Here is a 22,042-nt window from a genome sequence, read left to right as displayed (position 1 = left end):
AAAGACTATGCCTTCATTTGATATTGTCTCTGAAATTGACAACGTTGAGCTAAAAAACGCAGTGGACAACGCCAACCGAGAGCTTGCAACTCGCTTTGATTTTCGTGGTGTTGAGGCCAGCTTCGAACTCGATAAAGAAACCGTGAAAGTAACGGCTGAAGCGGATTTTCAGGTTAACCAAATGATGGACATGCTGCGCAGTAATCTCGCCAAGCGTGGTGTTGATGCACGCGCAATGGATATCCAAGACATGGTTCACTCTGGCAAAACCTTTTATCAACAGGTGAAATTTAAAAACGGTATTGAAACGCCTGTCGCGAAGAAGATCACCAAAGCGATTAAAGATGCCAAGATGAAAGTGCAAACCCAGATTCAGGGCGAGCAAGTGCGTGTCACCGGAAAGAAACGGGATGATTTGCAGGCAGTGATTCAATTAATCAAGGAAAGTGACTTTGAGCAGCCTTTCCAATTTGAAAACTTTCGCGACTAGCCCCGAGCACTTGTTATCAATAGCATAAAAAAACGGGCCTGTTAGACTTAGGCCCGTTTTATTCGGCAGCGCGTGTCAGTCGCTAAGCGCTTTTTCGTGACAACACTCGCGTCATACTACTTGTACTTGCTTTTGATTTCCTCAAGCGTGCCATCGGCGGTCGCTTGATCAATGCCCGCTTGTAGCTTTTCAACATAGCTATCTGGCGTGTTGTTACTAAAGCTATAGTAGAGCTGAGACTCATCCAAGACATGAACCACTTCAAACTGGCTAGTGTCAATATTGTTTTGGCTCATAATGAAGGCACTGACGTTTTCCTCGTACGCCCACATATCAACACGACCCGCCGCCAATTGTTTGGCGAGTAAATCCGCTTTTGGCGAGAGGCGTAGCGCGCCTTCATCGACACCCATTGAGCGTAACAAGTGCTCACCGACGTCATCGCGTACAACGCCGACTTTATAGTTGGCAAAGTCACTCGCATTGTCGATAGTGATCCCTTTGCTTTTAGGGGCCCAGACAACAATTTTTGTGTCTGTAATCGGCCCTACCCATTTAAACTTATCTTCCCGTTCATCCGTCCGTGTGGTTGAAAACAATACGGTATTGGGCTCAGACAGTGCCGTGGCATAACCACGTGCCCATGGCTGAATCTTCACTTGATCTCGGCTTACCGGATCCCCTGCTGCTTCTGTTGCAGCTTCGAGAAAATCAACCGCAATTCCCTTTAACTCACCGCGCTCTTCATAGTTAAACGGCGGATACACCTCAGTGATATAATCAAGATCGCCTAAGTTTGCAGCGACTGTGGTGGTTGAGAAAACCAGCAAGCTGGCGGCAATGAGTGACTTCATTGGACTACCTCTTTTAACCTTCCATTAAATGTGCTCAGCCAACATTATTATTATTAGCTCATACCAAATTGGAGAAGCTGAATAGGATAAGGCGTGGCCTTGTCACTATTCGCTCACCACCTCTAGTGTAGTCAGCTTCCATGTCCCGTGCGCAGTTTTGCCGGAGGTTGTGATCTAACTTCCGTTTTTTCTATGTACAAACGTTTGAATAATCAGAAAAAAATGAGCCGTTCAGCGCTGATAACAAATTTAAACGCTCTCTTAGATACCTCTGCCGATCCCGCACAATCAAGTAAAAAAGTTGAATTAGGTCACCATTCATGCCTAAACTTTGTCCCCAATTACAGCGTAATTATGGGCTATCGCAGACTGACGCCTTTAAAGCGTTTCGCAAGGGATCATTTTTGCCACGAAGGCACCAGATAACGCCCAATACTCATCATCGACCTAATTAAAAGACAACATCGAGTCTGATCATTCATGAATAACCAAAAACGTCCTCTCTATATTCCCTATGCGGGACCAGCCTTGCTAGAAACGCCATTGTTGAATAAAGGAAGCGCATTCAGCGTCGAAGAGCGTAAGTTTTTTAACCTCGAGGGCTTATTGCCTGACGCCATCGAAACGATTGAAGAACAAACTGAGCGTGCCTACCAACAGTATCAGCGCTTCGAGAACGATATCGACAAGCATATTTATCTACGCAACATCCAAGATACCAATGAAACGCTTTTTTACCGGTTAGTTTCCAACCATATTACCGAAATGATGCCCATCATCTATACTCCGACGGTAGGCGCAGCCTGTGAGAACTTCTCCAATATCTATCGCCGAGGCCGCGGGCTTTTCATTTCTTATCCTAACCGCGATCGCATTGATGATGTACTTAATAACGCCTCTCGTCATAACGTCAAAGTGATTGTTGTCACCGATGGGGAGCGTATTCTCGGACTCGGCGATCAGGGAATTGGCGGCATGGGCATCCCGATTGGTAAGCTGTCGCTTTACACAGCTTGTGGTGGGATCAGTCCAGCCTACACACTCCCTATTGTGTTGGATGTCGGTACCAATAACCCACAACGCCTTTCTGATCCCATGTATATGGGCTGGCGTCACACCCGCATCAGCGGACAAGAATACGATGCCTTTATTGAAGAGTTTATCCAAGCGGTTCAACGCCGCTGGCCAGATGCCTTGATTCAATTTGAAGACTTTGCACAAAAAAATGCTATGCCGATCCTGGAGCGATATAAGGATAGAGTCTGCTGCTTTAATGACGATATTCAAGGTACTGCCGCGGTGACTGTTGGCTCTTTGATTGCAGCGTGTAAAGCCGCAGGTACTAAGCTCTCCGAGCAACGCATCACATTTTTGGGCGCTGGATCAGCCGGTTGTGGTATTGCCGAAGCGATCATCGCGCAAATGGTATCTGAAGGTATCTCCGATCAAGAGGCGCGCGCACGTGTCTACATGGTCGACCGTTGGGGGCTATTAATCGATGCCATGCCTAACTTACTCGACTTTCAGCAACGGCTGGTGCAAAAGAGCGAGGCGCTCAACCACTGGCAGTTAGAAGACAGTAACATTTCGTTGCTCGATGTCGTGCGGAATGCGAAACCGACCGTATTGGTCGGCGTCTCTGGCGCACCTGGATTATTTACCGAGGATGTGGTGAAAGAAATGCATGCCAATTGCCCACGTCCTATCGTTTTCCCTCTCTCTAACCCTACCAGCCGTGTGGAGGCAACGCCCTTTGATATTTTGCGCTGGACTGACGGCCAAGCGCTGGTTGCCACAGGGAGTCCGTTCGAACCTGTTCGTTTAGACAATGGCAAGACCTTTCCTATTGCACAGTGTAATAACAGCTATATTTTCCCAGGCATTGGGCTGGGCGTGTTAGCGGTTGCTGCATCCCGGGTGACAGATGGCATGCTGATGGCCTCATCGCGCGCTTTAGCTGAGTGCTCGCCATTAGCCAAGCGTGGCACAGGCGCCCTACTACCGTCGTTGGAAGATATCACGCAGGTATCAAAACGCATCGCGTTTGCGGTTGCGAAAGAGGCTATTGCTGAGGGGGTTGCCTCAGAACTGTCTGACGAGGCCCTTAAAAAGCGTATTGAAGAGAGCTTCTGGTCACCACAATATCGTGCTTACAAACGGACCTCTTTTTAACGCGAGCCTAACAGAAAAAAGCGTCTATCCCGGCGCTTTTTTTGCTATTATTCCATCTACTTGCCCGCACACGTGACCCCGAGTGCGGCTTAATTCGCGCAAAGGTAATAAAACGCACCATGGCTCTCCAGCGCCTTTTTCATCGGGCGATTTTCACATTGATTGGTTTTACTGTGGTCACCGCTATCGTGATGGCCGCCAGTGATATCGCGATCACGCTTAATGCCAAAGGACGTGTTTATCAACAAGCTGAGACGCTACCCGCTCGGCAAGTCGGCTTGGTTCTGGGAACCAGTAAGTATATTGGTAAAACACCCAATCCCTATTATACCTACCGGATTGAAGCCGCGGAGTCGTTATATCATGCGGGTAAGATTCAGCACCTTTTACTCAGTGGCGACAACGCGCACCGCTCGTATAATGAGCCCTGGACGATGAAGCGAGATTTACGTCAAGCAGGGATCCCGGAAGAGACGATTCACCTTGACTATGCGGGTTTTCGAACGCTGGACTCCGTTGTCCGCGCGAAAACCGTTTTCAGTTTGGCGCGCTACACCGTGATCAGCCAACAGTTTCATTGCGAGCGTGCGTTATTTCTCGCCGATGTAAACAATATTGATGCTATTTGTTACGCTGTACCGAGTCCGCAAGGCTGGGCAGGTGTCAAAATTCGCGCACGTGAAGTATTAGCAAGAACCAAAGCGGTACTTGATAGCTTTATTCTCAACGTCAAACCCAAGTTTACCGGCCCAAAAGAGCCAATCAGTGGCGTCTCAACGTCGAACGACTAACCCCAATATCGACCAGTGCCGACCCAATCACAATTTTCACATTACTTTAATCATTTGTTTAAAAACCTGCCTGCAATCGATTAACACGCGGACTATTTAGGCGTATATTAGCCGTCGCTTGGAGGCCCACTGTCGCCCAAATGGCAGTAACCCTACCCCTATCAAGCACCTAAAAACTCAAAGCAAAACATTATAAAAATACTCAATAACGTTTAAAAAAGGACGCCCTATGGATGTGCAAACCCTTTCCTCCCGTGCGTCGGGGCTGGATAGAAAAGCGTGGATCTTGTTTGCTGACATTGCCCTGTTTTTCATCTTGTACAACACCCTGCCGTTTGAAACAGATGTCACAACCGGCCTAAGCTTACTGATATTCATTGCCGTGTTATGGCTGACTGAAGCGATTCATGTCAGCATCACCGCGATCCTGGTGCCCATTATGGCCGTCGCGCTTGGCGTGTTTGAAACACCGGCAGCGATGTCAAATTTCGCCAATCCCATCATTTTTCTCTTTCTCGGTGGTTTTGCCTTGGCAGCCGCGCTGCAAGCACAAGGCCTCGATCAAGCCATCGCCAATAAAGTGCTCACCATTGCCCAAGGCAAAATGTCGGTGGCCGTCATGATGTTATTTGGGGTCACGGCCGCTCTATCCATGTGGATCAGTAACACCGCGACAACCGCTATGATGCTGCCACTGGTGTTAGGCATTTTGCACAAGGTAAATAATCAAAAAGATCATGGCACCTATGTGTTTGTGCTCTTGGGTATTGCCTATTGCGCGAGCATCGGCGGCATAGCGACCATTGTCGGTAGTCCCCCAAATGCGATTGCGGCGGCTGAAGCTGGGCTTAGCTTTGCAGATTGGATGAAATTAGGCCTGCCTGTCACTCTGATATTGCTCCCCATCGCCGTTGCCGTCTTGTATGTGCTCACCAAGCCGAACCTTAACCATAGTTTTAAAGCGGATCAGCGTGACTTCACCTGGAGCAAACCTCGCGTGATCACGCTTGTGATTTTCGCACTGACCGTCAGTGCCTGGATATTCAGTAAACCATTGAATGCCATGCTTGGTGGCCTTAGCAAGTTTGACTCTATTGTGGCGTTATCCGCGATTGTCTTGCTGGGGGCAACGCGAGTTGTGAAATGGAAAGAAGTCGAAAAAACCGCTGACTGGGGCGTGCTGCTACTCTTCGGTGGGGGAATTTGTTTGAGCAATGTCCTCAAAGCAACCGGCACGAGTTTGTTTCTCGCCAACCACCTGAGCAATGCACTGACAGGATCTGGGCTGTTTTTCACTATGCTAGGCGTGGTGGCATTCGTCATTTTCTTGACTGAGTTTGCGAGTAATACCGCCAGCGCTGCACTCCTAGTACCGGTTTTTGCTACCATCGCCGAAGCATTGGGTGTGTCACCCGTTGCACTCTCTGCGCTGATCGCTATTGCCGCGTCATGTGCCTTTATGCTGCCGGTCGCCACGCCACCAAACGCCATTGTGTTTGGTTCAGGCCATATAGAACAACGTGATATGATGCGTGTTGGCTTATATCTCAACATTGTTTGTATTGCTGTCTTGGCGATTTTCACTCGCCTGTTCTGGTAATCACTCTCCCACTACCTGGTGTTTGCGCCAGGTAGTGTTTTTCACGCCTTATCAACCATCAAAATTGTTTCATCCGAGTTTCAGGTTTACACTAGCGCAACGCTAAACAACCCGTAAATAACTATGGCATTTGCAGAAATTACAGGCTGGGGGAAGTGCCTTCCGCCCGCGGTGTTGAGCAATGACGATCTCAGCACAATTTTAGAGACCAATGATGAATGGATTCGCTCACGCACAGGTATTGAAGCGCGCCGAGTGAGTCATGTAGAAACCTCAGAGCTCGCCACCGTTGCCGCTCAACGCGCATTAGCGGCGGCAGGCATTGAGGCAAGCCAGCTTGATCTGTTGATTGTAGCGACCTGCTCACCAGACACGCTGATCCCCAATATTGCCTCCAAAGTGCAAGGCAACTTAGGTGCACTTCGTGCCGCTGCATTTGATATGAATGCCGCTTGTACCGGGTTTTTATACGGATTAGAAACCGCAACCAAGATGCTCCAAGCTGGCCACTATCAGCATGCACTCATTATCGGCGCAGAGCATTTAACCTGGTATTTGGATTGGAGCAAACGCGATACCGCCGTGCTATTTGGTGATGGTGCCGGCGCGGTCGTGGTGAGCAAAAGCGAACAGGAAGTGGGGCTACTTGACGCGCAACTTGGTTGTGATCCAGCAGGCCGTGATGTACTCGCGATCCCTGCCTTTGGTACCGCAATGGATCGCTTCGACCCGGACAATGGCTATTTTGCGTTTGATTTTATCGGCCGTGACATTTTTAAACGCGCGGTTAAAGGCATGGGATCAGCGGCGAATCAGGTGTTAACACGGAATCAGCTCAATGCTGACGGTATTGATCTGGTCGTGCCACACCAAGCCAACAAACGGATTATCGAAACCTTATGTGAGCACGCTGGCATCGAGTTAGATAAGGCGTTTATTAATATCCAGCGCTATGGCAATACCTCAGCAGCCACGATCCCCATCGCTTTGTGCGAAGCAGTTGAGCAAGGGGCGGTCAAGCCACATAGCCAGCTACTCACCGCGGCATTTGGCGCTGGCCTGACTTGGGGCGCAGGCTTAATCCGTTGGGGCGAGCGTACAACGCCAATCGCTGAGTCTGACGCAGCGTTACCGCCAACCGATAAAACGGCACTTGAATTACTCGACAACGCCATCCGCCATTGTCAGCATAAAAAACCAGAATAAAATGTCTCACCACAAAGCCGACTTGCGTCGGCTTTGTTATTGGCATCAAGTTAGGTGTAGGAAGGCAGCGCCACGCACCCCTCCCGCATCACCGTGCTGCGCTTTGACAATATCAGGGGCGTTAGCCGCAGACAGTAGGTGTGCCGGTAAGCGTTCAGGAATCGCTTGATACAGCTCATCAAAGTTAGATAGGCCGCCACCAAGCACGACCATGTCTGGATCAAACGCGGTTAATACGCCCCCCAGAGCCATGGCTAACACATCAAAGAAGCAGTCAACAAATGCCACCGCATCCGGTTCACCTTGGCGATACTGTTCGATGATTTCGATCGCTGACAACGGCTGATAAAAGTGAGCATAAAGCTGTTCAAACCCACGCCCAGATAAATAATTGTCTAGGCAACCTTTATTCCCACAACCACACGCAAACATCGGCGGGTTATCACCCAACCTTAGCCAGGCATCAATCGGCATACGCATATGCCCGACTTCGCCCGCCATTTGGTTTTTGCCATTAATGACTTTGCCATTGATCACCAAGCCACCACCAAAGCCTGTGCCCAAGATTAGCCCTAACACGGTTTTCGCCGATTGCGCTTGCGCATCCCATGCTTCTGACAACGCAAAACAATTGGCGTCATTGCTAATACGCACTTCGCGCCCGACGCGTGCTTGTAGATCAGCCCGTAACGACTGTCCATTTGCCGCGGGCACATTGACGGTCAGCACCGTTCCATCTTCTGCTTGAGAGCCTGGAATACCAATACCAATGGTTCCTTTTTGCCCTAACTCCGCATCATACTTTTCCACCAACCGCACCAATGTGTCGATTAATGCGGGGTAATCTTGCGTTGGTGTTGGGTGACGCTCGGTCGCAACACGATTGAGTTGTTTATCGAAGGCGCCAAATTCAATTTTTGTGCCGCCCACATCAAAGCCGTAATACATGGCTAAGCCACCTTAAATTGTCGTTATTTAACCAGATTATTCAGCAAACCAAGGCAAAAGTCCGTGATTAGCCCCAAGTTTCGTTGTTTTCCAACCAGACTTTTCACTCAGGGGTCGGCATCATTCACAAGGGGTCGTCATCAAGAAAGCGCGTCAACGCATTGTCTTCCGCAAGGTGTTTTTGTCGTTTGCCTGCGAGGTATCGCTCACGAAAGACATCGAACCATTGGTTTAAGTAATCTGCCGCCTTGTGCTCTTGATTGACAGCAAGCACTTCCGCAGCCACTTCTGCTGTCGCCAGTTGGTTTTCACCGTGAGCATCGCGCACGCGGTACCGAGATAATGCCTGAGGTTCAATACTTAAAACCGGAAAGTGATCAAGCCAAGGGCTTTTACGAAAGATTTTTTTCGCCTCCCGCCAAGTGCCGTCAATGATGATAAATAACGGCCGCTTCGCGCTGTCATGGATACGTGCTGGCGCCGTCATACGCGTCGGGGTTGTGTACTGAGCAGGAAAGACAACATAGGGTTGAAACGCTGAGCGGGATAACAACGCCAACATATCAGGATCAGGCTGCGTACGTGACCAGATAAACGCGTAGGTATCCGCGACGCAGTCAGCAATCAAACGTCCTGTATTACTGGGTTTTAGCACCTCATCATCGTACATGAGTAACATGAACGCGGCATGGGTCTGGCACGCTGCTCGGTACTCACACACACAGAAATGACGAACTAACATGCATGATGGGCAGCGGTCTACACCGGCGCCACGTGCGAGATAGGGACGCGTTGCACGAGCCAAACGGGCGGAATAAAGCGCATGAATAGCGTGACGCGGGGCGGATTGGCACATGGTAAAATCTGAGGTTGTAAATGGACCGCCTAGTATACCGAACTGAGGTTTGCTGTCAGTATCGCGCGGCCAAGATCACAAAAGCAGAGGAAGACAGGCATTAAACGGTAACCGCCAGGGCTTGTCACTAGCGCAGCTCGACCATGGCACCATCAAAAAGGTTTTTTACCAAGGCAACGTACTCTTCGAGAAAGCCTACCTGCTCTGCGGTCACTGGTTGCTCCCACCGACCCGCCAGCACTTCTTCCATATCTTCAACCACACGGTCAGCCTCTCGTAATATGGTGAAGCGCAATGCAGACGAAAGCCCAGGATTTTGCTCGCAAATGGTCATAATATTAGAGGCGACCAGATCGTGCACAATATCGGCAATGGTATCATCGCCAATGGCTTCACCCGGTTTTTCAAACACAGAGAGATTAAACGCAAAATGTTCGATCAGTGCTTGATACCCGTCTGAGTCTACTACCATGATTACTTGTCCTTAGACTATTCAACTATCGCTATTGTACCGTGCCCGTCGGCTATTTGCGCCTATTGAAGGCGAAATTAGAAAGCGAGTCACGCTTCGCAGTGCTTAGCGCACTGTATACTATAAACTGATCATCGTTCTATGACATGGTGTCTGCTCACATCGTCCTCTTCCCTTTCAGTCTGGCTCAAATAAGGGGGCCGAGTGACAACGTCAAATCATACAAACGACTGACGCCAGTCTCCTTGCAGTATAGTCTGGCTTCACTGTGATGAAAGCAAACAACACAACGCGCAATTTAACACGGATCACGCCCAAATCAATCGTTGACAAGGATGTAGGAATCGTCATGAAGGTAAATCACCCTCGCCCATTTGGTAAGAGTATCGTCAGCAAGATTGGGTTGATCATGACCTTCATCACCTTGATGGTGCTGGGCCTGTCAGTCTCGAGCTACATCATGCAGGAGCGCGTCAACCGCGATGTTGGCCGCGCTACTCATCAAGAAATCCCGAGTGCAATTATCACCATGCGCATGCAGCGTGCCGCCAGTGATATGAATGCCAGCATGCTCAAATATGTCATGGGCCGTCATGAATCGCTCGCGGTTTTTCTAGAAAGTCAGCAAGATTTTGAACAATTACTGGCTCGCCTACGTGAGGTAAAACCCGACGCAGAGCAGCGACTTTCATTGATCAGCCAGCTTTATGAGCGCTTTCAACGTATCGCTCATCAAAAAGTCTTAACAGAGTTTGATCCGGTCGCTGAGCAATGGGCACGTAAACAGGTAATGCGACTATCCATTGATGTGGTGCGACCGATTGATAACTTGATTGCCGAATTAAAGGCCTCACAATCGCTCACACAGCCCGATAACCTGGCCGTGTTGCAATACCTTGATGAGCTGGTCGATGAAAATGGCGATATGCTGACTGAGCTTAACCAATATCTAGATGGGCGAGAAAGTAGCCGACAACGCTTTATGGAAGATATGGCAACATTCGAGCGCTATCTTTCCTTGGCGCAGTTCGAGCTCAACGACCCTGCCTCACTGAAAAAACTGTCCAACATCCGCCACCATTTCACCAGTTTAAAGCGCAGTGGTATCGCCATTTTTAATAACTATCAGCCCAGTGCCAAAGTCGGCGCCATGACCGCAGTGCGAACCTTGAGTGATCAAGAATACCAAGCGCTTGAGGATGCGCTCTCAACGTTCGCACAACAGACAGGAAAAGTGGTTACCCGCTCAATGGTTGATTTGCGTTCAATACTCCACTCAAATCAGCTCAACCTTGGCTATTTGCTGATTTTTATCTTGTTCGTCAGTGGCGCGATGTACTTTTATATTTACCGCACATTCACTCAGCCGATTGCCAAACTCGCCGATTCCATGCAGCGCCTAGTGGCTGGCGATATGACCCCACCGGCCAGTAATTTTCAAGATCGGACGGATGAAGTCGGTAAGATCGCCCATGGTCTAGTGATATTTCGTGCGCATATCATTTCTCGTAATCAGGCTCGAGAGCAATTAATGGCCGAAAAAGAGCGCGCAGAAAGTGCCTCTCGCGCCAAAGCGCAATTTCTCGCCACCATGAGTCATGAAATCCGCACACCAATGAATGGTGTGATTGGGATGCTCGATATGCTTCGTCGCTCGTCGTTAACGCCCTCTCAGCAAAGCCTGATTAGCACGGTGCGCGAATCCGCTCTTTCTTTGCTCTCCATCATTAACGACATCCTCGACTTTTCACGCACCGAGGCCGGAAAGCTGCAATTTGAACGTGTCACCTTTTCTTTGTCCGATACCGTAGAGCAAGTGATGGACACCGTCAGCCATCATGCCAATAAGCGAAAGGTGACACTGTCACTATTCATTAACCCTCACCTCCCCGATCAACTGGTGGGCGATCCCAACCGATTAAAACAGGTACTGTTTAATCTGGTTGGTAATGCGATTAAGTTCTCTGGTGGCCATCACCGTCAGCCTGGTTTTGTAACAGTTAATATTGATGCGATAGATAACCCACAGGCGCAAAAAGCACAGCTGGTGTTTACCATCACCGATAACGGGATCGGCATTGCACCAGATAAACTCGACACTATCTTCCAGCCATTCAGCCAAGCGGAGTCGTCTACCACCCGAGAGTTTGGAGGCTCAGGGCTCGGCTTAGCCATTTGTAAGAATATTATCGATCTCCTCGGCGGTGAGATTGACATTGAGAGTGAGCAGGGAAACGGCACACGATTTACCGTGCGTATCGATTATACGGTAAACCCATTGGCAGAACCTGCAGAGCGACCGATTAATCGCGAGCATGCGCAACAATTATCGGTTGCAGTGGATATTCCTCAAGACGCACTCAATCACGCGGTGTGCCGCTATCTGGAGCACTTGCATATCGCTTATCACCATGATTCATCGCCGTCGAAAGTGGACAAGCAACTGGCCACACACCGGTTATTGATTACCACCCACGCCGAGCCAAGTACATTAATCGCTGAACGCGCGGTCGATCATGTGATTGCGCTCAAACATACCTTATCGCTGGCAACCCACCCTGATAAACGCATCGTAGAGCTGTTTGCCTCACCATTAACCTATCGTCGTCTGGTCCACGGTCTACGTGTATGCCTTGGGCTTGAAAGTCCCGATATCAGTATGTTGGCGGAATCTGACGCTATGTTGCCTCTTCCCGACGAGGCAGAAGCCAAAGCACGCGATCCCGAACGCACTCGCGGGTGTATTTTAGTCGCAGAGGATAACCCCACGAACCAACAGGTACTCACCCAGCAACTCCATTATCTTGGCTATGAGGTGGTGATGGCGGATGATGGTGACCAGGCACTCACAGCGTATCAACACCATCAGGTGGATCTTGTCCTGACCGACTGCCATATGCCCAACAAGGATGGCTATGCACTCACCGCGGCTTTACGCGAGATCCAAGGGGCATCGGGTTGGGTGCCTATTATCGCCATTACCGCCAATGCGCTCAGTGGTGAAGAAACACGGTGTTTTGAAGCAGGCATGGACGATTACATTACCAAGCCCATTGAGCTGGATCCGCTTGACGAACGCTTAACCTATTGGATTAACCGTCCACACGCGACGACGCGACCTACTCCACCCCCTGTGACAGCCAGCGCCGACGCGCCATCTATACTCGATCCAACGGTGGTTGATCGCTTATATGGCGGACAGCAACACGCCTATCAAGACATTGTGAATGTTTTCCTCAAACGTAGCGTCCCTGGCCTACGCGCCCTCGCGCAATCGCAACCGCCTTTTGAACACTGGCAAGCATTAAAAGAGGCGGCACACAAACAGAAATCTGCCGCAGGCAGCATTGGTGCGACAGCGCTTCACCAAGCCTGTCTTGAGGCCGAACAAGCCGCCAACAATCAGCAAACAGAAGCACTTGTTCAGGCATTAACCCGTATCAACACGGTACTTGATCATTTGCTGGAGGTATTACCGCGTGATCCTCAATGACCCAATATACGCGGTCACAGACAGATGAATGTGATCCCTTATCCGGATATCCGGAAAATCGGTGTACAAATCGCGCAATCCAGTGCCACACTGACAGTAAGTTTTATCAACCATGACGGTAGTGAATAATGAGAAAAACCAAAGTAGTCACCTCCGAGGACATTCTGCTCAAACTGTGTCAGTCCGCCACGGCAGTATTAACCAAAGCGACTGACTCTCCCGTACACCATGCTGCTATGGTACAAAAGATTGCCAAAACCAGCCTCAAGCCTGACCTCGGCTGTTTTGTGCTGTTTGATGGTGGCTTCTCTGGCCTTGTTGTGATCAACTTCTCCTCCGCCGCGGCGTTAGAAATTTACCGCAATTACATGCAGCATATGGGGATCCCCGAAGAAGAGTTAGCAAGCTTACACACCGCAGATGAAGTGGGCGATGTGCTCGGTGAGCTCATGAACCAGATTATTGGCGATTTCACCGGTAAGATTAAGCGTTCAATCCAAACCTCTATCACCCAAAACCAGCCGAAGATGATGGCGGTTAACAAAAATATTACGGTGTCAGTCGATAGCAACATCGACAAGCCACAGGCGCGCCGCGTGAGCTTTACCACTGAGCACAACAATATCTTCTATCTTGAGCTTGCCATGGAGCGTACCGAGTTTATTCAGCTTCAGGACTTTGAAGAAGGGGAAGAGGTTGATCCTGATTCCATTCTGGAAGCAGAAACAGTACGCCAACTAGAAGAAAAGTCTAACGACAAAAGCGACAAAAAAGACAGCGGTAGTAATGACTTACTTGACGAACTAGGGATTTAACCCCTCCCCCTCTTACTGTCGCTAAGACATAAACACAAGTTGCTATCGATTTGTAACGCTTCGCTGCAAAGACGCGTGTAACTTGTGTTTTTTCTTCTTTGCTTACTTTTTTCTTGACGATTATTAAGGCAATTCAACGGACACAGCACTTCACAGTTATAAGTGCCCAATTTGATTTGTTTCATATGAGTTACAATCTTGATCACATTTGATAGATATTGTGGTCGTCGTTTCCCCACCTCTCGCCCTCATAAGTCTTTATCTCTGCCCACTTTTTTTTAGTAGGTGAATAATTCCGCATCATTTAGACTGCGCGGCAAAATCAAAAGGCTGGCGACGATCAGCCAAATACCCTACTGGGCACCCTGCCCACCCACTATCATTCGTGAAAAAGGTCGATTCATGAGTCCAGAAAGCTACCTACTCGATTGGCAAACCAGTCAAACTCACTCTGAAACCATGTATCCGCTGCTTAGCCAGCTTTACCGCCAAAAAGGCGTTGAAATTCAACTGTTCGGTCGTCAACTGATCAACGCTAGCACCATTGATATCATTAAGGCACACCGCGTTGCGCGCCGCTATACGGGGGGCACCTTATCGCCCAGCCAAACGTTGCCGTTGATCGAAGTGATGGCTGAATTAGATCTTGCTCCCAGTAAAATCGATATCGGTCAGCTCGCATGGACCTACTGGCAACAGCATGACAGTGAGAACGGCATTCCTGATTTTCTACATCACCAATTGGGGCATTTATTGGGAACGGGTAATCGAGTCGACCCTAAAGACGTAGTACTTTATGGCTTTGGTCGTATCGGTCGCTTACTCGCGCGCTTACTGATTGAAAAAAGCGGTCCCGGCTATCCCTTACGTTTACGCGCGATCGTGGTGCGTGGCGGAAAAGAAGGCGACCTGGAAAAGCGCGCCAGCCTGCTGCGTCGCGATTCTGTACACGGCCCATTCAATGGCAGCACTACCGTTGATGAATCGCGCAATGCATTGATCGCCAATGGTAATTTTATCCAAGTCATTTATGCCAATAACCCAACAGAAGTCGATTACACCCAATTCGGTATTCATGATGCACTGGTGGTCGATAACACAGGCATGTGGCGTGATGAACAAGGCTTGCGTCAACACCTTGACAGCAAAGGCGCCAAGAAAGTGCTACTCACCGCGCCGGGCAAAGGCGAGCTTAAAAATGTCGTATTCGGTGTTAATCATGATGTGATTAACGAAGATGATCGAATTATTTCTGCCGCTAGCTGTACCACCAATGCAATCACACCCGTGCTCAAAGCCATGCACGATAAATTTGGTATTGATGGCGGACACATTGAGACAGTTCACTCGTTTACCAATGATCAAAACCTCATTGATAATTACCACAAGGGCGATCGCCGTGGTCGCTCTGCCTCATTGAATATGGTTCTCACGTCCACCGGTGCCGCCAGTGCGGTCGCGAAAGCTTTGCCCGCGCTAAAAGGTAAGTTAACGGGGAACTCTGTACGTGTACCCACGCCAAATGTTTCCATGGCTATCGCCAACCTGAATTTAGATAACCCAACTCACAAAGACGAAATCAACGCCTATTTGCAAGATGTGGCCTTGTACTCACCACTCTCTGGGCAAATAGACTTTACCCAGTCGACGGAGTTGGTATCAAGTGACTTGGTGGGATCGCGCTTTGCCGGCGTGGTGGACAGCCAAGCGACGATCGCCGAGGGAAACCGTTGTGTGCTATACATCTGGTATGACAACGAATTTGGCTACAGCTGCCAGGTTGTTCACTGCATGGAACAAATGATGGGAGTACGCTATCCGATGGTTCCCGAGCCAGAAGCGCTTTCTTAACCCGTTTTACCGCCATAAAAAAGGCCCTGATGGGCCTTTTTTATTACGTGTCCGCCACTCAATGTGAGGTTAAGACTGTTCAGCCGCCGTCAAGGGTGACGGTTGGCTGACGGGCTTAAGCACCGCATAAACCAAACCAGTTACCAGCGTACCTGCGGCAATGGCGGCTAAATACATCAACACCGGACTGATTGCGTTCGGGATCAACAGCACAAAGAGGCCACCGTGTGGTGCCATCAGTTTTGCACCAATTAGCATAGATATCGCTCCTGTCAGTGCACCACCTGCGATGCACGATGGGATCACTCGCATTGGGTCTTTGGCCGCAAATGGAATCGCCCCTTCCGAGATAAAACACAGCCCAAGCACAAACGATGCTTTACCCGCCTCTTGTTCTGCATCATTAAATTTACGCTTGGCTAAGAACGTCGATAGCCCCATCCCTAGCGCCGGCACCATACCTGCCGCCATAATGGCTGCCATCGGCATATAGGTACCACTCTCAATCAGGCCGACGCCAAAGGTATACGCCGCTTTGTTGACGGGACCGCCAAGGTCAAAGCACATCATCGCGCCCAAAACGACGCCAAGGATCACCGCATTGGTCGAGTTCATACCCTGCAAGAAGCTGGTAAGACTTTCCATGGCAACAGAGACAGGCCCGCCCACGACATAGATCATCACCAAACCGGTAAACAAACTGGCTAATAAAGGGATCACGAGAATGGGTTTAAGGGCTTCCATTGAGGCCGGCAAACTGACTTTGTCTGCCACAAATTTAGCACTGTAACCGGCGATAAAACCTGCCAGTATCCCCCCTAAGAACCCAGCACCGGTAGACGCGGCAAGCATACCACCAATCAAGCCGGGCGCCAGACCAGGGCGATCTGCAATTGAGAAGGCAATAAACCCGGCCAATACCGGTACCATCAGCGCGAATGCACTGCCGCCACCAATTTGCATTAATGCCGCCGCAAGCGTCCCTTCTTCTTTGAACGCCTCGATACCAAAGACGAACGAGAGCGCGATAGCCAACCCGCCGGCGACGACCAGAGGGAGCATATGTGATACGCCTGTCATCAAGTGCTTATAGACACCTGAGCGCTCACCTTGGTTGGCACTGCTGTTCGATGAACTCGCTTGCGTTGTTTGATAGACCTCTGCGTTAGCAAGCGCATCATCGATCGTCTGCGACGCTTTTTTCAACGCCGTGCCCGTACTGGTTTTGTATAAACGTTTACCCGCAAATCGGCTCAAGTCGACCTCAATATCCGCCGCGATAAAGACGAGATCCGCCGCTTCAATTTCCTGATCTGTTAATGCATTTTTCGCACCTACCGAGCCACGTGTCTCAATTTTGACCTGATAACCTTTCGCTTTAGCCGCTTCTTCAACCGCTTCTGCCGCCATAAAGGTATGCGCAACACCGGTAGGACACGCCGTAATACCCACGATGCTGACGGTGCTGCTCTCGCTTTGCGTCTGCGCGTGATACGGCTGTGCATGATTCGCGGCGGCATCCAATACCGCTTGGGTATCGGCCATCACTTCATTCAAGCTTGCTTGATAGACAGGCTTGCCGTTAAAGCGGTCCGACTCTTTTGGCTCCCCCACCAAAAGAACACGGTCAGCGTTTTCAATATCAGTTGTCGATACCGCCTGGGTTGGTTGTACACTGGACTGACACTCGATCTGTGCCGTCCATCCTTTTAACATCACGGCCTTTTCTAACAGCCCAGCCGCGATAACGGTATTGGCGACGCCACTTGGGCACGCCGTCACAATCACCAGATTCATACCTTTTACCCCACTCATGGATTGGTTTTATTACGCGTGCACTGACAGCTCAACAGGCGACACGCTGATTTTTTCGATTAATTGGTTCACGTCTTTACGATTGCGCACACCGACCCCCACTTGGGTGACAGCAAGCGCAGAGATAGCGACCGCGCGACACAGCGCCGCCTCTTTGCTTAGGCCGGCCTGGCATCCTGATACCAGCCCTGCCACTAAAGAATCCCCCGCCCCAACGGTACTCACCACTGATTGCGCAGGCGCCACAGCCTTAAGCCAGCCTTCCTTATCGCGCCAAAGCACCCCATCGACGCCGCGAGAAATAACCACATTCGCGATCCCCTGGTTAAACAATTGCTCACCGCGCGCCAGCAACACGGCTTGCTCATTGCTAATCGGCGCGTTGAGGCATTGAGCCAGTTCAGCTTCATTAGGTTTAACCAACCAAGGGGTTGCCTCAACGGCTGCGCGTAAGGCATGCTGACTGGTATCAACAACCACTTTTTTCCCTGCATCGCGCAAGGTGGTTATCCAAGCGGTCAACTGCTCGGTCGAGACGCCGGGAGGTAAACTGCCCGCAAGCACGATCCACTCATGGTGCTCAGCCAGACTAAGCAACCGCGCCGTCAATGCCTCAATATCGGCCTGTTCAACCGCCATACCAGGAAAATTCAAATCAGTGACACGTCCCGCTTTTTCAACCAGCTTGACGTTGGTGCGGCTAACGCCCGGTACACGCAAAAAGTGATCGGCAATGCCGTGTTCGGTAAAAAGGTGGGCAAACGGGTCTTGGTTATCTGCGCCAAGAAAACCTGACGCTGCGACCGTCGCGCCCAAATCCGTTAAAACACGAGCGACATTGACGCCTTTTCCCGCCGGGTGCAGTGTATAGTTTTGCACCAAATTGACATCACCAGGCTGCAACGCACTGACTGAGCCTGTCATGTCGAGTGCGGGATTGAAGGTTACGGTCAGAATGGCACTCATGCGTTCTCTCCCAACCCATCTTTAATGGCATCACCCAGTGCCGCAATCGCTTGTTCGGCGTCGCTTCCTTGGGCGGAAAACTGTAACTGGTGCCCATGTTTCACCCCAAGCGCGATCACTTTCATCAAGCTTTTTGCGTTAACCGGCGCCGACTGGGTGGAAGCGTTGGCAACCTGTATATCAGCACTGAATTTTTTCGCCGTATTGACCAACATCGCCCCAGGACGAGCGTGCAAACCATGCGCATTCGTCACCGTATACAGCCCTGTTGGCCCCTCTGCGGTGGGCGCTTCAGACGGCGCCGCTGTATGAGGTTGTACGGGGGCGGGTTCAGCAGACAACGCATCAACCAGCGCTTGTGGCGAGTAACGGCCAGATGCCGCCAGTTGTTTATCAAGCTTCCATTGCATCAAGGTATTGAGCACAGGAAGATGCGCACGGTTGTTGGCTGCGACACACCAAAGCGCACTGACCGACAGGGATTGGTGAGACAATGACGTCGCAGGCATCACCAACGACAATCCGCTCTGCAGTACACCGTCTCCCACACCGAGCAACCAATGCCCTTCACCAAGGTGCACCGGCTGGCCAGCGACGGCTTGGCTTACGCCATCGCTATTTAAACAGTGATGATTTTTGAGCAATCCCGCGCCCACGGCTTGCAAGGTGGTGATATCTGACGCTGGAAAGCCAGTTAACACCATGTCGCTGCTAAACGTGAAGGCCTGAGTATCCGCCGTTTGCCCATTGAGCAAAGCAACCAGTTGCTCTGCCGCCGACGCCGTTTTTAGTTGTTGCTCTATGCCGTCTTGTGACAGCACACGCGTCAACTGACGTAAGATACTCAAGTGTTCATCTGATTTAGCGGCGATACCAATGGCCACGTAAGCGAGGTTTCCCTCTCCCCAGTCAACACCCTGGGGAAAATGAAACACTTGTACCCCTGTTTGTTTAACTTGATCGCGGGTATCCGTTGTGCCATGCGGGATGGCAATACCGTTGCCCAGATAGGTACTGGTTTGGGCTTCTCGCGCCAGCATACCGTCTTGATAGCCCGCGTCGACTAGCCCTTTTTGGGTGAGTGCTGCGGCCATGGCTTTGATAGCCTCGTGCTTAGACGCCGCGTGTTGCTGCATATGAATATCGTGTACGTTAAGTGCCAACATGAGGTCGTTCCTCTTTTTTCAGTGCCGCGGCACGGGTTGATGTTGTCGTCGGCCACATCAGTATCACTGAGACATGGCGGACATATTGGTTGGTCGCAAGTCACCGTTCATTGGCCGTGTTCGCGTTTGACTTGCCACATTCGCTTTACCTAAAAACTGAAACGATTCAGCTTTTAGGTAAAGCGATAGACATTGCTCCCGGCGTTTGGTCAATCTCTTCCACTTATAAGTGCCGGAAGAGATAAGCCGCATCGTCTTTCCAGCATCTTGAGATCAGCCGCCAATAATTGACACAAGCTGAAACCTTTCAGCTTTAAGGCTGAATCGTTTTAGCTTATAATGCAAATAAATTATGGATCTGAAGTGCGTAAACTTTGATCGCATTCACAAAGCCATCAGTAACGATCGGCCTACTTAAGGATCGCTTTATGAAGCTTGATGAAATTGCCCGTCTTGCCGGTGTATCACGCACAACGGCAAGTTATGTGATTAATGGCAAAGCCGACCGTTATCGGATCAGTGAAAAAACGCGAGCACGCGTGATGGCTGTGGTCGAACAACACAATTATCAGCCGAACCGCGCCGCCACAGCCTTGCGTGCAGGCACCACACAAACGCTTGGTTTAGTCGTTCCTGACTTGGCGAACACCAGTTACGCCACGTTGGCAAAACTCTTTGAACGAAAAGCCCACGATCAGGGCTATCAGGTTATTATCACGGGCTCTGATGACGACCCAGAACGAGAAAAAATAGTGGCTGAGACCCTCGTCTCCAGGAAAATTGATGCGTTAATCGTCGCCTCTTGTTTGCCTGCAGATAATACCTTCTACCCCAAATTACAACAGCAAGGCACTCCCATCATTGCCATTGACCGTGGGCTGGATGCCAACCAATTCGCGAATGTGCTGAGTGATGATGAAAAAGGCGCTTACCAGCTCACCGAGATGTTAATTGCCCCAACGGATGTCTATCAAGCAGGGCTGATTGGGGCCGTCCCATCGCTGGCCATCTCACAAGACAGGGAGAACGGCTTTCGTGGTGCATTAGCGGCACAAGGCGTAGATGGACAAGTGCGTTACGGCCAAGCTTTTAGCCGTGCTGAGGGACAAAGGCTCATGACAGAGTGGATTGAAGCTGGTGACTTACCCGATGCTTTGCTCACCACGTCCTTCACGCTGTGTGAAGGGGTGCTGGACGCCATTAGGCAAACAGGTATCGCCCCTACTGCACTGTATTTTGCCACCTTTGGTGATAGCCGCATCCTCGATTTTCTTCCTTTCGGCGTGCAGTCTCTCCCTCAACAATTTGAAGCAATTAGCGACGCGGCGCTCAGTCTCGCGGTGTCGGCCGCGCAAGGAGACAACCATCCTGGGGTTATCACGGTTGAACGCCAACCGATTTGGCGCCCCCATCAAACACAAGCCTGGGTCGGGCTGGGTTAATAGCCTGTCGCTTCCATAAAGCCTCGGCCTGTGGCACTGCCATGCACTTCCACAGGCCCTTCCCAATAGGGAAAGCTCAAGTCCATCCAGCTCTGTGGGTTAAGTGGTTGAGTGATAAGGCTAATGTCCTCACTGGGCACTTTGATCTGCCAACGAATCGGCAAGTTAGCGCCCTCCGCCATCTTGGCATGACTGACCGGCAGCATACGAATATCATCCTGGCTCAGCGTCACGACTCGGCCATCAGGAAACAGTAATGAACCAAACATAAACGGCTCGGTGCCGCGTATTTGGGTAACCATTAACGCACGGCCATCATCTAAGTTAAGCCCAAACCAATCCCATCCCGTTTGTTCGGCGGCCATCGCACCACTCGACCACTCCTTATCAAACCAGCCTTTTCCTGTCACGGGAATGGTTTCACCCGCAATGGTTAGCACACCCTTGACGGTTAGCTGTGGCAAAGAAAAATAATACGAAGCCGACGGCTGACTGGCATGACGGACACTATATCCCTCTTCACCATGCTTGACCTGTTGTCCATTTTCGCGCACCTCCAACGTAAAGCCTACTTGCTTACCTTGCGCAGGCCACATTGCACGCACATTGGCAGGAAAAGGTTGTTTACCGCCCTGCCATTGCCAGTCGTCTAACCAAGCTTCAAAAGGTGACAGCGTCACTCCTGCTTGATCAATCCCACCACGGGCAAAGCGCTCCGACTCCCATTGTTTATCATCGCTCGTGATAGCGACATGCGCCATATACAGCTGCTGACTCGCCCATCCTTCTTTACGATCCGGTGCTAATGCGCGGCGAAACAATGTCCATTGCACGCCATACGCTTTTCCATTAGCGTCGGTTAAGGTCGCGGTCAAATACCACCATTCAGTGGCAAAGTCTGAGTGTGCCGCCATGTCTTGGGGATAGGAAGGCGTATGGTCTGGGGTTACAGGGGCAAAGCCACTTTGCGAATCAAAAACGGCAAAATTTCCACTGGTATCAGGAGACGATGCGGACTGCTGACCCCACCATACCAGCGCGCCGAGCGCGATGATCACTCCGCCTCCTAACAATGAACGTATCATTTTCCGCTTCCATCGCTGAA

Annotated in this window: 17 protein-coding genes; 9 read left to right on the top strand and 8 right to left on the bottom strand. The window is 50.5% G+C overall.

The window, feature by feature from the left end; all coding sequences use genetic code 11:
• Positions 1–7 precede the first annotated feature (7 nt).
• On the top strand, positions 8–490 hold the full coding sequence (locus BZG20_RS00645) for a YajQ family cyclic di-GMP-binding protein (RefSeq protein WP_046073201.1): 483 nt from the start codon (positions 8–10) through the stop codon (positions 488–490).
• A gap of 116 nt (positions 491–606) precedes the next feature.
• On the opposite strand, the gene BZG20_RS00640 is transcribed toward BZG20_RS00645, so the two are convergent.
• Positions 607–1,344 carry a transporter substrate-binding domain-containing protein gene (locus tag BZG20_RS00640; protein ID WP_077577797.1) on the bottom strand — a complete coding sequence of 246 codons (738 nt, stop codon included), beginning with the start codon at positions 1,342–1,344 and terminating at the stop codon, positions 607–609.
• Between the two features lie 480 nt (positions 1,345–1,824).
• Here BZG20_RS00640 and BZG20_RS00635 point away from each other — a divergent pair, with 480 nt between their 5' ends.
• The 4 genes from BZG20_RS00635 to BZG20_RS00620 all read left to right on the top strand — a co-directional run bounded on the left by BZG20_RS00635 (position 1,825) and on the right by BZG20_RS00620 (position 7,113).
• On the top strand, positions 1,825–3,516 hold the full coding sequence (locus tag BZG20_RS00635; protein WP_077577796.1) for an NAD-dependent malic enzyme: 1,692 nt from the start codon (positions 1,825–1,827) through the stop codon (positions 3,514–3,516).
• A gap of 119 nt (positions 3,517–3,635) precedes the next feature.
• Positions 3,636–4,307, top strand: coding sequence for an ElyC/SanA/YdcF family protein (locus BZG20_RS00630; protein WP_077577795.1), 672 nt, complete (start codon positions 3,636–3,638; stop codon positions 4,305–4,307).
• Positions 4,308–4,536: 229 nt separating this feature from the next.
• Complete coding sequence (locus tag BZG20_RS00625; RefSeq protein ID WP_077577794.1) at positions 4,537–5,907, top strand: DASS family sodium-coupled anion symporter; 1,371 nt, start codon at positions 4,537–4,539, stop codon at positions 5,905–5,907.
• A gap of 117 nt (positions 5,908–6,024) precedes the next feature.
• Positions 6,025–7,113 (top strand): ketoacyl-ACP synthase III, encoded by a 1,089-nt coding sequence (locus BZG20_RS00620; RefSeq protein ID WP_172969973.1) that lies wholly within the window; start codon positions 6,025–6,027, stop codon positions 7,111–7,113.
• 45 nt (positions 7,114–7,158) lie between these two features.
• Here the strand turns inward: BZG20_RS00620 and nagK are convergent, their stop codons facing one another.
• The 3 genes from nagK to BZG20_RS00605 form a co-directional block, all read right to left on the bottom strand.
• A complete protein-coding gene (nagK, locus tag BZG20_RS00615) occupies positions 7,159–8,061 on the bottom strand; it encodes an N-acetylglucosamine kinase (RefSeq protein ID WP_046073198.1) in 903 nt (300 codons plus the stop codon).
• 124 nt (positions 8,062–8,185) lie between these two features.
• Positions 8,186–8,917: a tRNA-uridine aminocarboxypropyltransferase gene (locus BZG20_RS00610; RefSeq protein WP_077577793.1), complete on the bottom strand. Its 732-nt coding sequence runs from the start codon at positions 8,915–8,917 to the stop codon at positions 8,186–8,188.
• Positions 8,918–9,044: 127 nt separating this feature from the next.
• A complete protein-coding gene (locus BZG20_RS00605; RefSeq protein WP_046073196.1) occupies positions 9,045–9,389 on the bottom strand; it encodes a DUF3802 family protein in 345 nt (114 codons plus the stop codon).
• Positions 9,390–9,738: 349 nt separating this feature from the next.
• On the opposite strand from BZG20_RS00605, the gene BZG20_RS00600 reads away from it, so the two are divergent.
• The 3 genes from BZG20_RS00600 (at position 9,739) to BZG20_RS00590 (ending at position 15,548) form a co-directional block, all read left to right on the top strand.
• The gene (locus BZG20_RS00600) at positions 9,739–12,882 is read left to right on the top strand and encodes an ATP-binding protein (protein WP_198531442.1); all 3,144 of its coding nucleotides are present in this window, start codon (positions 9,739–9,741) and stop codon (positions 12,880–12,882) included.
• Positions 12,883–13,010: 128 nt separating this feature from the next.
• Positions 13,011–13,697, top strand: coding sequence for a DUF3334 family protein (locus BZG20_RS00595; protein ID WP_046073195.1), 687 nt, complete (start codon positions 13,011–13,013; stop codon positions 13,695–13,697).
• A gap of 402 nt (positions 13,698–14,099) precedes the next feature.
• Positions 14,100–15,548 carry a glyceraldehyde-3-phosphate dehydrogenase gene (locus tag BZG20_RS00590; protein WP_077577791.1) on the top strand — a complete coding sequence of 483 codons (1,449 nt, stop codon included), beginning with the start codon at positions 14,100–14,102 and terminating at the stop codon, positions 15,546–15,548.
• 69 nt (positions 15,549–15,617) lie between these two features.
• Here BZG20_RS00590 and fruA read toward each other — a convergent pair whose 3' ends face one another.
• Genes fruA through fruB form a run of 3 tightly spaced genes read right to left on the bottom strand, consistent with a single transcriptional unit; the run spans position 15,618 to position 19,495 of the window.
• Positions 15,618–17,345 carry a PTS fructose transporter subunit IIBC gene (gene fruA, locus BZG20_RS00585; protein ID WP_077577790.1) on the bottom strand — a complete coding sequence of 576 codons (1,728 nt, stop codon included), beginning with the start codon at positions 17,343–17,345 and terminating at the stop codon, positions 15,618–15,620.
• Positions 17,346–17,375: 30 nt separating this feature from the next.
• Positions 17,376–18,329, bottom strand: a complete 954-nt coding sequence (pfkB, locus tag BZG20_RS00580) for a 1-phosphofructokinase (protein ID WP_046073192.1) — start codon at positions 18,327–18,329, stop codon at positions 17,376–17,378.
• Positions 18,326–19,495: a fused PTS fructose transporter subunit IIA/HPr protein gene (fruB, locus tag BZG20_RS00575; RefSeq protein ID WP_077577789.1), complete on the bottom strand. Its 1,170-nt coding sequence runs from the start codon at positions 19,493–19,495 to the stop codon at positions 18,326–18,328. Before fruB ends, pfkB begins: the two co-directional genes overlap by 4 nt.
• Positions 19,496–19,923: 428 nt before the next feature.
• Between fruB and cra the strand changes: the two genes are divergently transcribed.
• A complete protein-coding gene (gene cra, locus BZG20_RS00570; protein ID WP_077577788.1) occupies positions 19,924–20,937 on the top strand; it encodes a catabolite repressor/activator in 1,014 nt (337 codons plus the stop codon).
• Here cra and BZG20_RS00565 read toward each other — a convergent pair.
• The gene (locus BZG20_RS00565) at positions 20,934–22,022 is read right to left on the bottom strand and encodes a lipocalin-like domain-containing protein (RefSeq protein WP_077577787.1); all 1,089 of its coding nucleotides are present in this window, start codon (positions 22,020–22,022) and stop codon (positions 20,934–20,936) included. The genes cra and BZG20_RS00565 overlap by 4 nt on opposite strands.
• Positions 22,023–22,042 lie beyond the last annotated feature (20 nt).

Source organism: Salinivibrio sp. IB868 (assembly GCF_001995655.1).
In the GTDB taxonomy this organism is placed as follows: Bacteria; Pseudomonadota; Gammaproteobacteria; order Enterobacterales; family Vibrionaceae; genus Salinivibrio; species Salinivibrio siamensis.
This window is presented reverse-complemented; position numbering and strand designations above follow the sequence as displayed.

Coding starts and splice junctions, on each gene's coding strand:
- BZG20_RS00645 (WP_046073201.1), top strand. CDS start 8: ATGCCTTCATTTGATATTGTCTCTGAAATTGACAACGTTGAGCTAAAA.
- BZG20_RS00640 (WP_077577797.1), bottom strand. CDS start 1,344: ATGAAGTCACTCATTGCCGCCAGCTTGCTGGTTTTCTCAACCACCACA.
- BZG20_RS00635 (WP_077577796.1), top strand. CDS start 1,825: ATGAATAACCAAAAACGTCCTCTCTATATTCCCTATGCGGGACCAGCC.
- BZG20_RS00630 (WP_077577795.1), top strand. CDS start 3,636: ATGGCTCTCCAGCGCCTTTTTCATCGGGCGATTTTCACATTGATTGGT.
- BZG20_RS00625 (WP_077577794.1), top strand. CDS start 4,537: ATGGATGTGCAAACCCTTTCCTCCCGTGCGTCGGGGCTGGATAGAAAA.
- nagK (WP_046073198.1), bottom strand. CDS start 8,061: ATGTATTACGGCTTTGATGTGGGCGGCACAAAAATTGAATTTGGCGCC.
- BZG20_RS00610 (WP_077577793.1), bottom strand. CDS start 8,917: ATGTGCCAATCCGCCCCGCGTCACGCTATTCATGCGCTTTATTCCGCC.
- BZG20_RS00605 (WP_046073196.1), bottom strand. CDS start 9,389: ATGGTAGTAGACTCAGACGGGTATCAAGCACTGATCGAACATTTTGCG.
- BZG20_RS00600 (WP_198531442.1), top strand. CDS start 9,739: ATGAAGGTAAATCACCCTCGCCCATTTGGTAAGAGTATCGTCAGCAAG.
- BZG20_RS00595 (WP_046073195.1), top strand. CDS start 13,011: ATGAGAAAAACCAAAGTAGTCACCTCCGAGGACATTCTGCTCAAACTG.
- BZG20_RS00590 (WP_077577791.1), top strand. CDS start 14,100: ATGAGTCCAGAAAGCTACCTACTCGATTGGCAAACCAGTCAAACTCAC.
- fruA (WP_077577790.1), bottom strand. CDS start 17,345: ATGAATCTGGTGATTGTGACGGCGTGCCCAAGTGGCGTCGCCAATACC.
- pfkB (WP_046073192.1), bottom strand. CDS start 18,329: ATGAGTGCCATTCTGACCGTAACCTTCAATCCCGCACTCGACATGACA.
- fruB (WP_077577789.1), bottom strand. CDS start 19,495: ATGTTGGCACTTAACGTACACGATATTCATATGCAGCAACACGCGGCG.
- cra (WP_077577788.1), top strand. CDS start 19,924: ATGAAGCTTGATGAAATTGCCCGTCTTGCCGGTGTATCACGCACAACG.
- BZG20_RS00565 (WP_077577787.1), bottom strand. CDS start 22,022: ATGATACGTTCATTGTTAGGAGGCGGAGTGATCATCGCGCTCGGCGCG.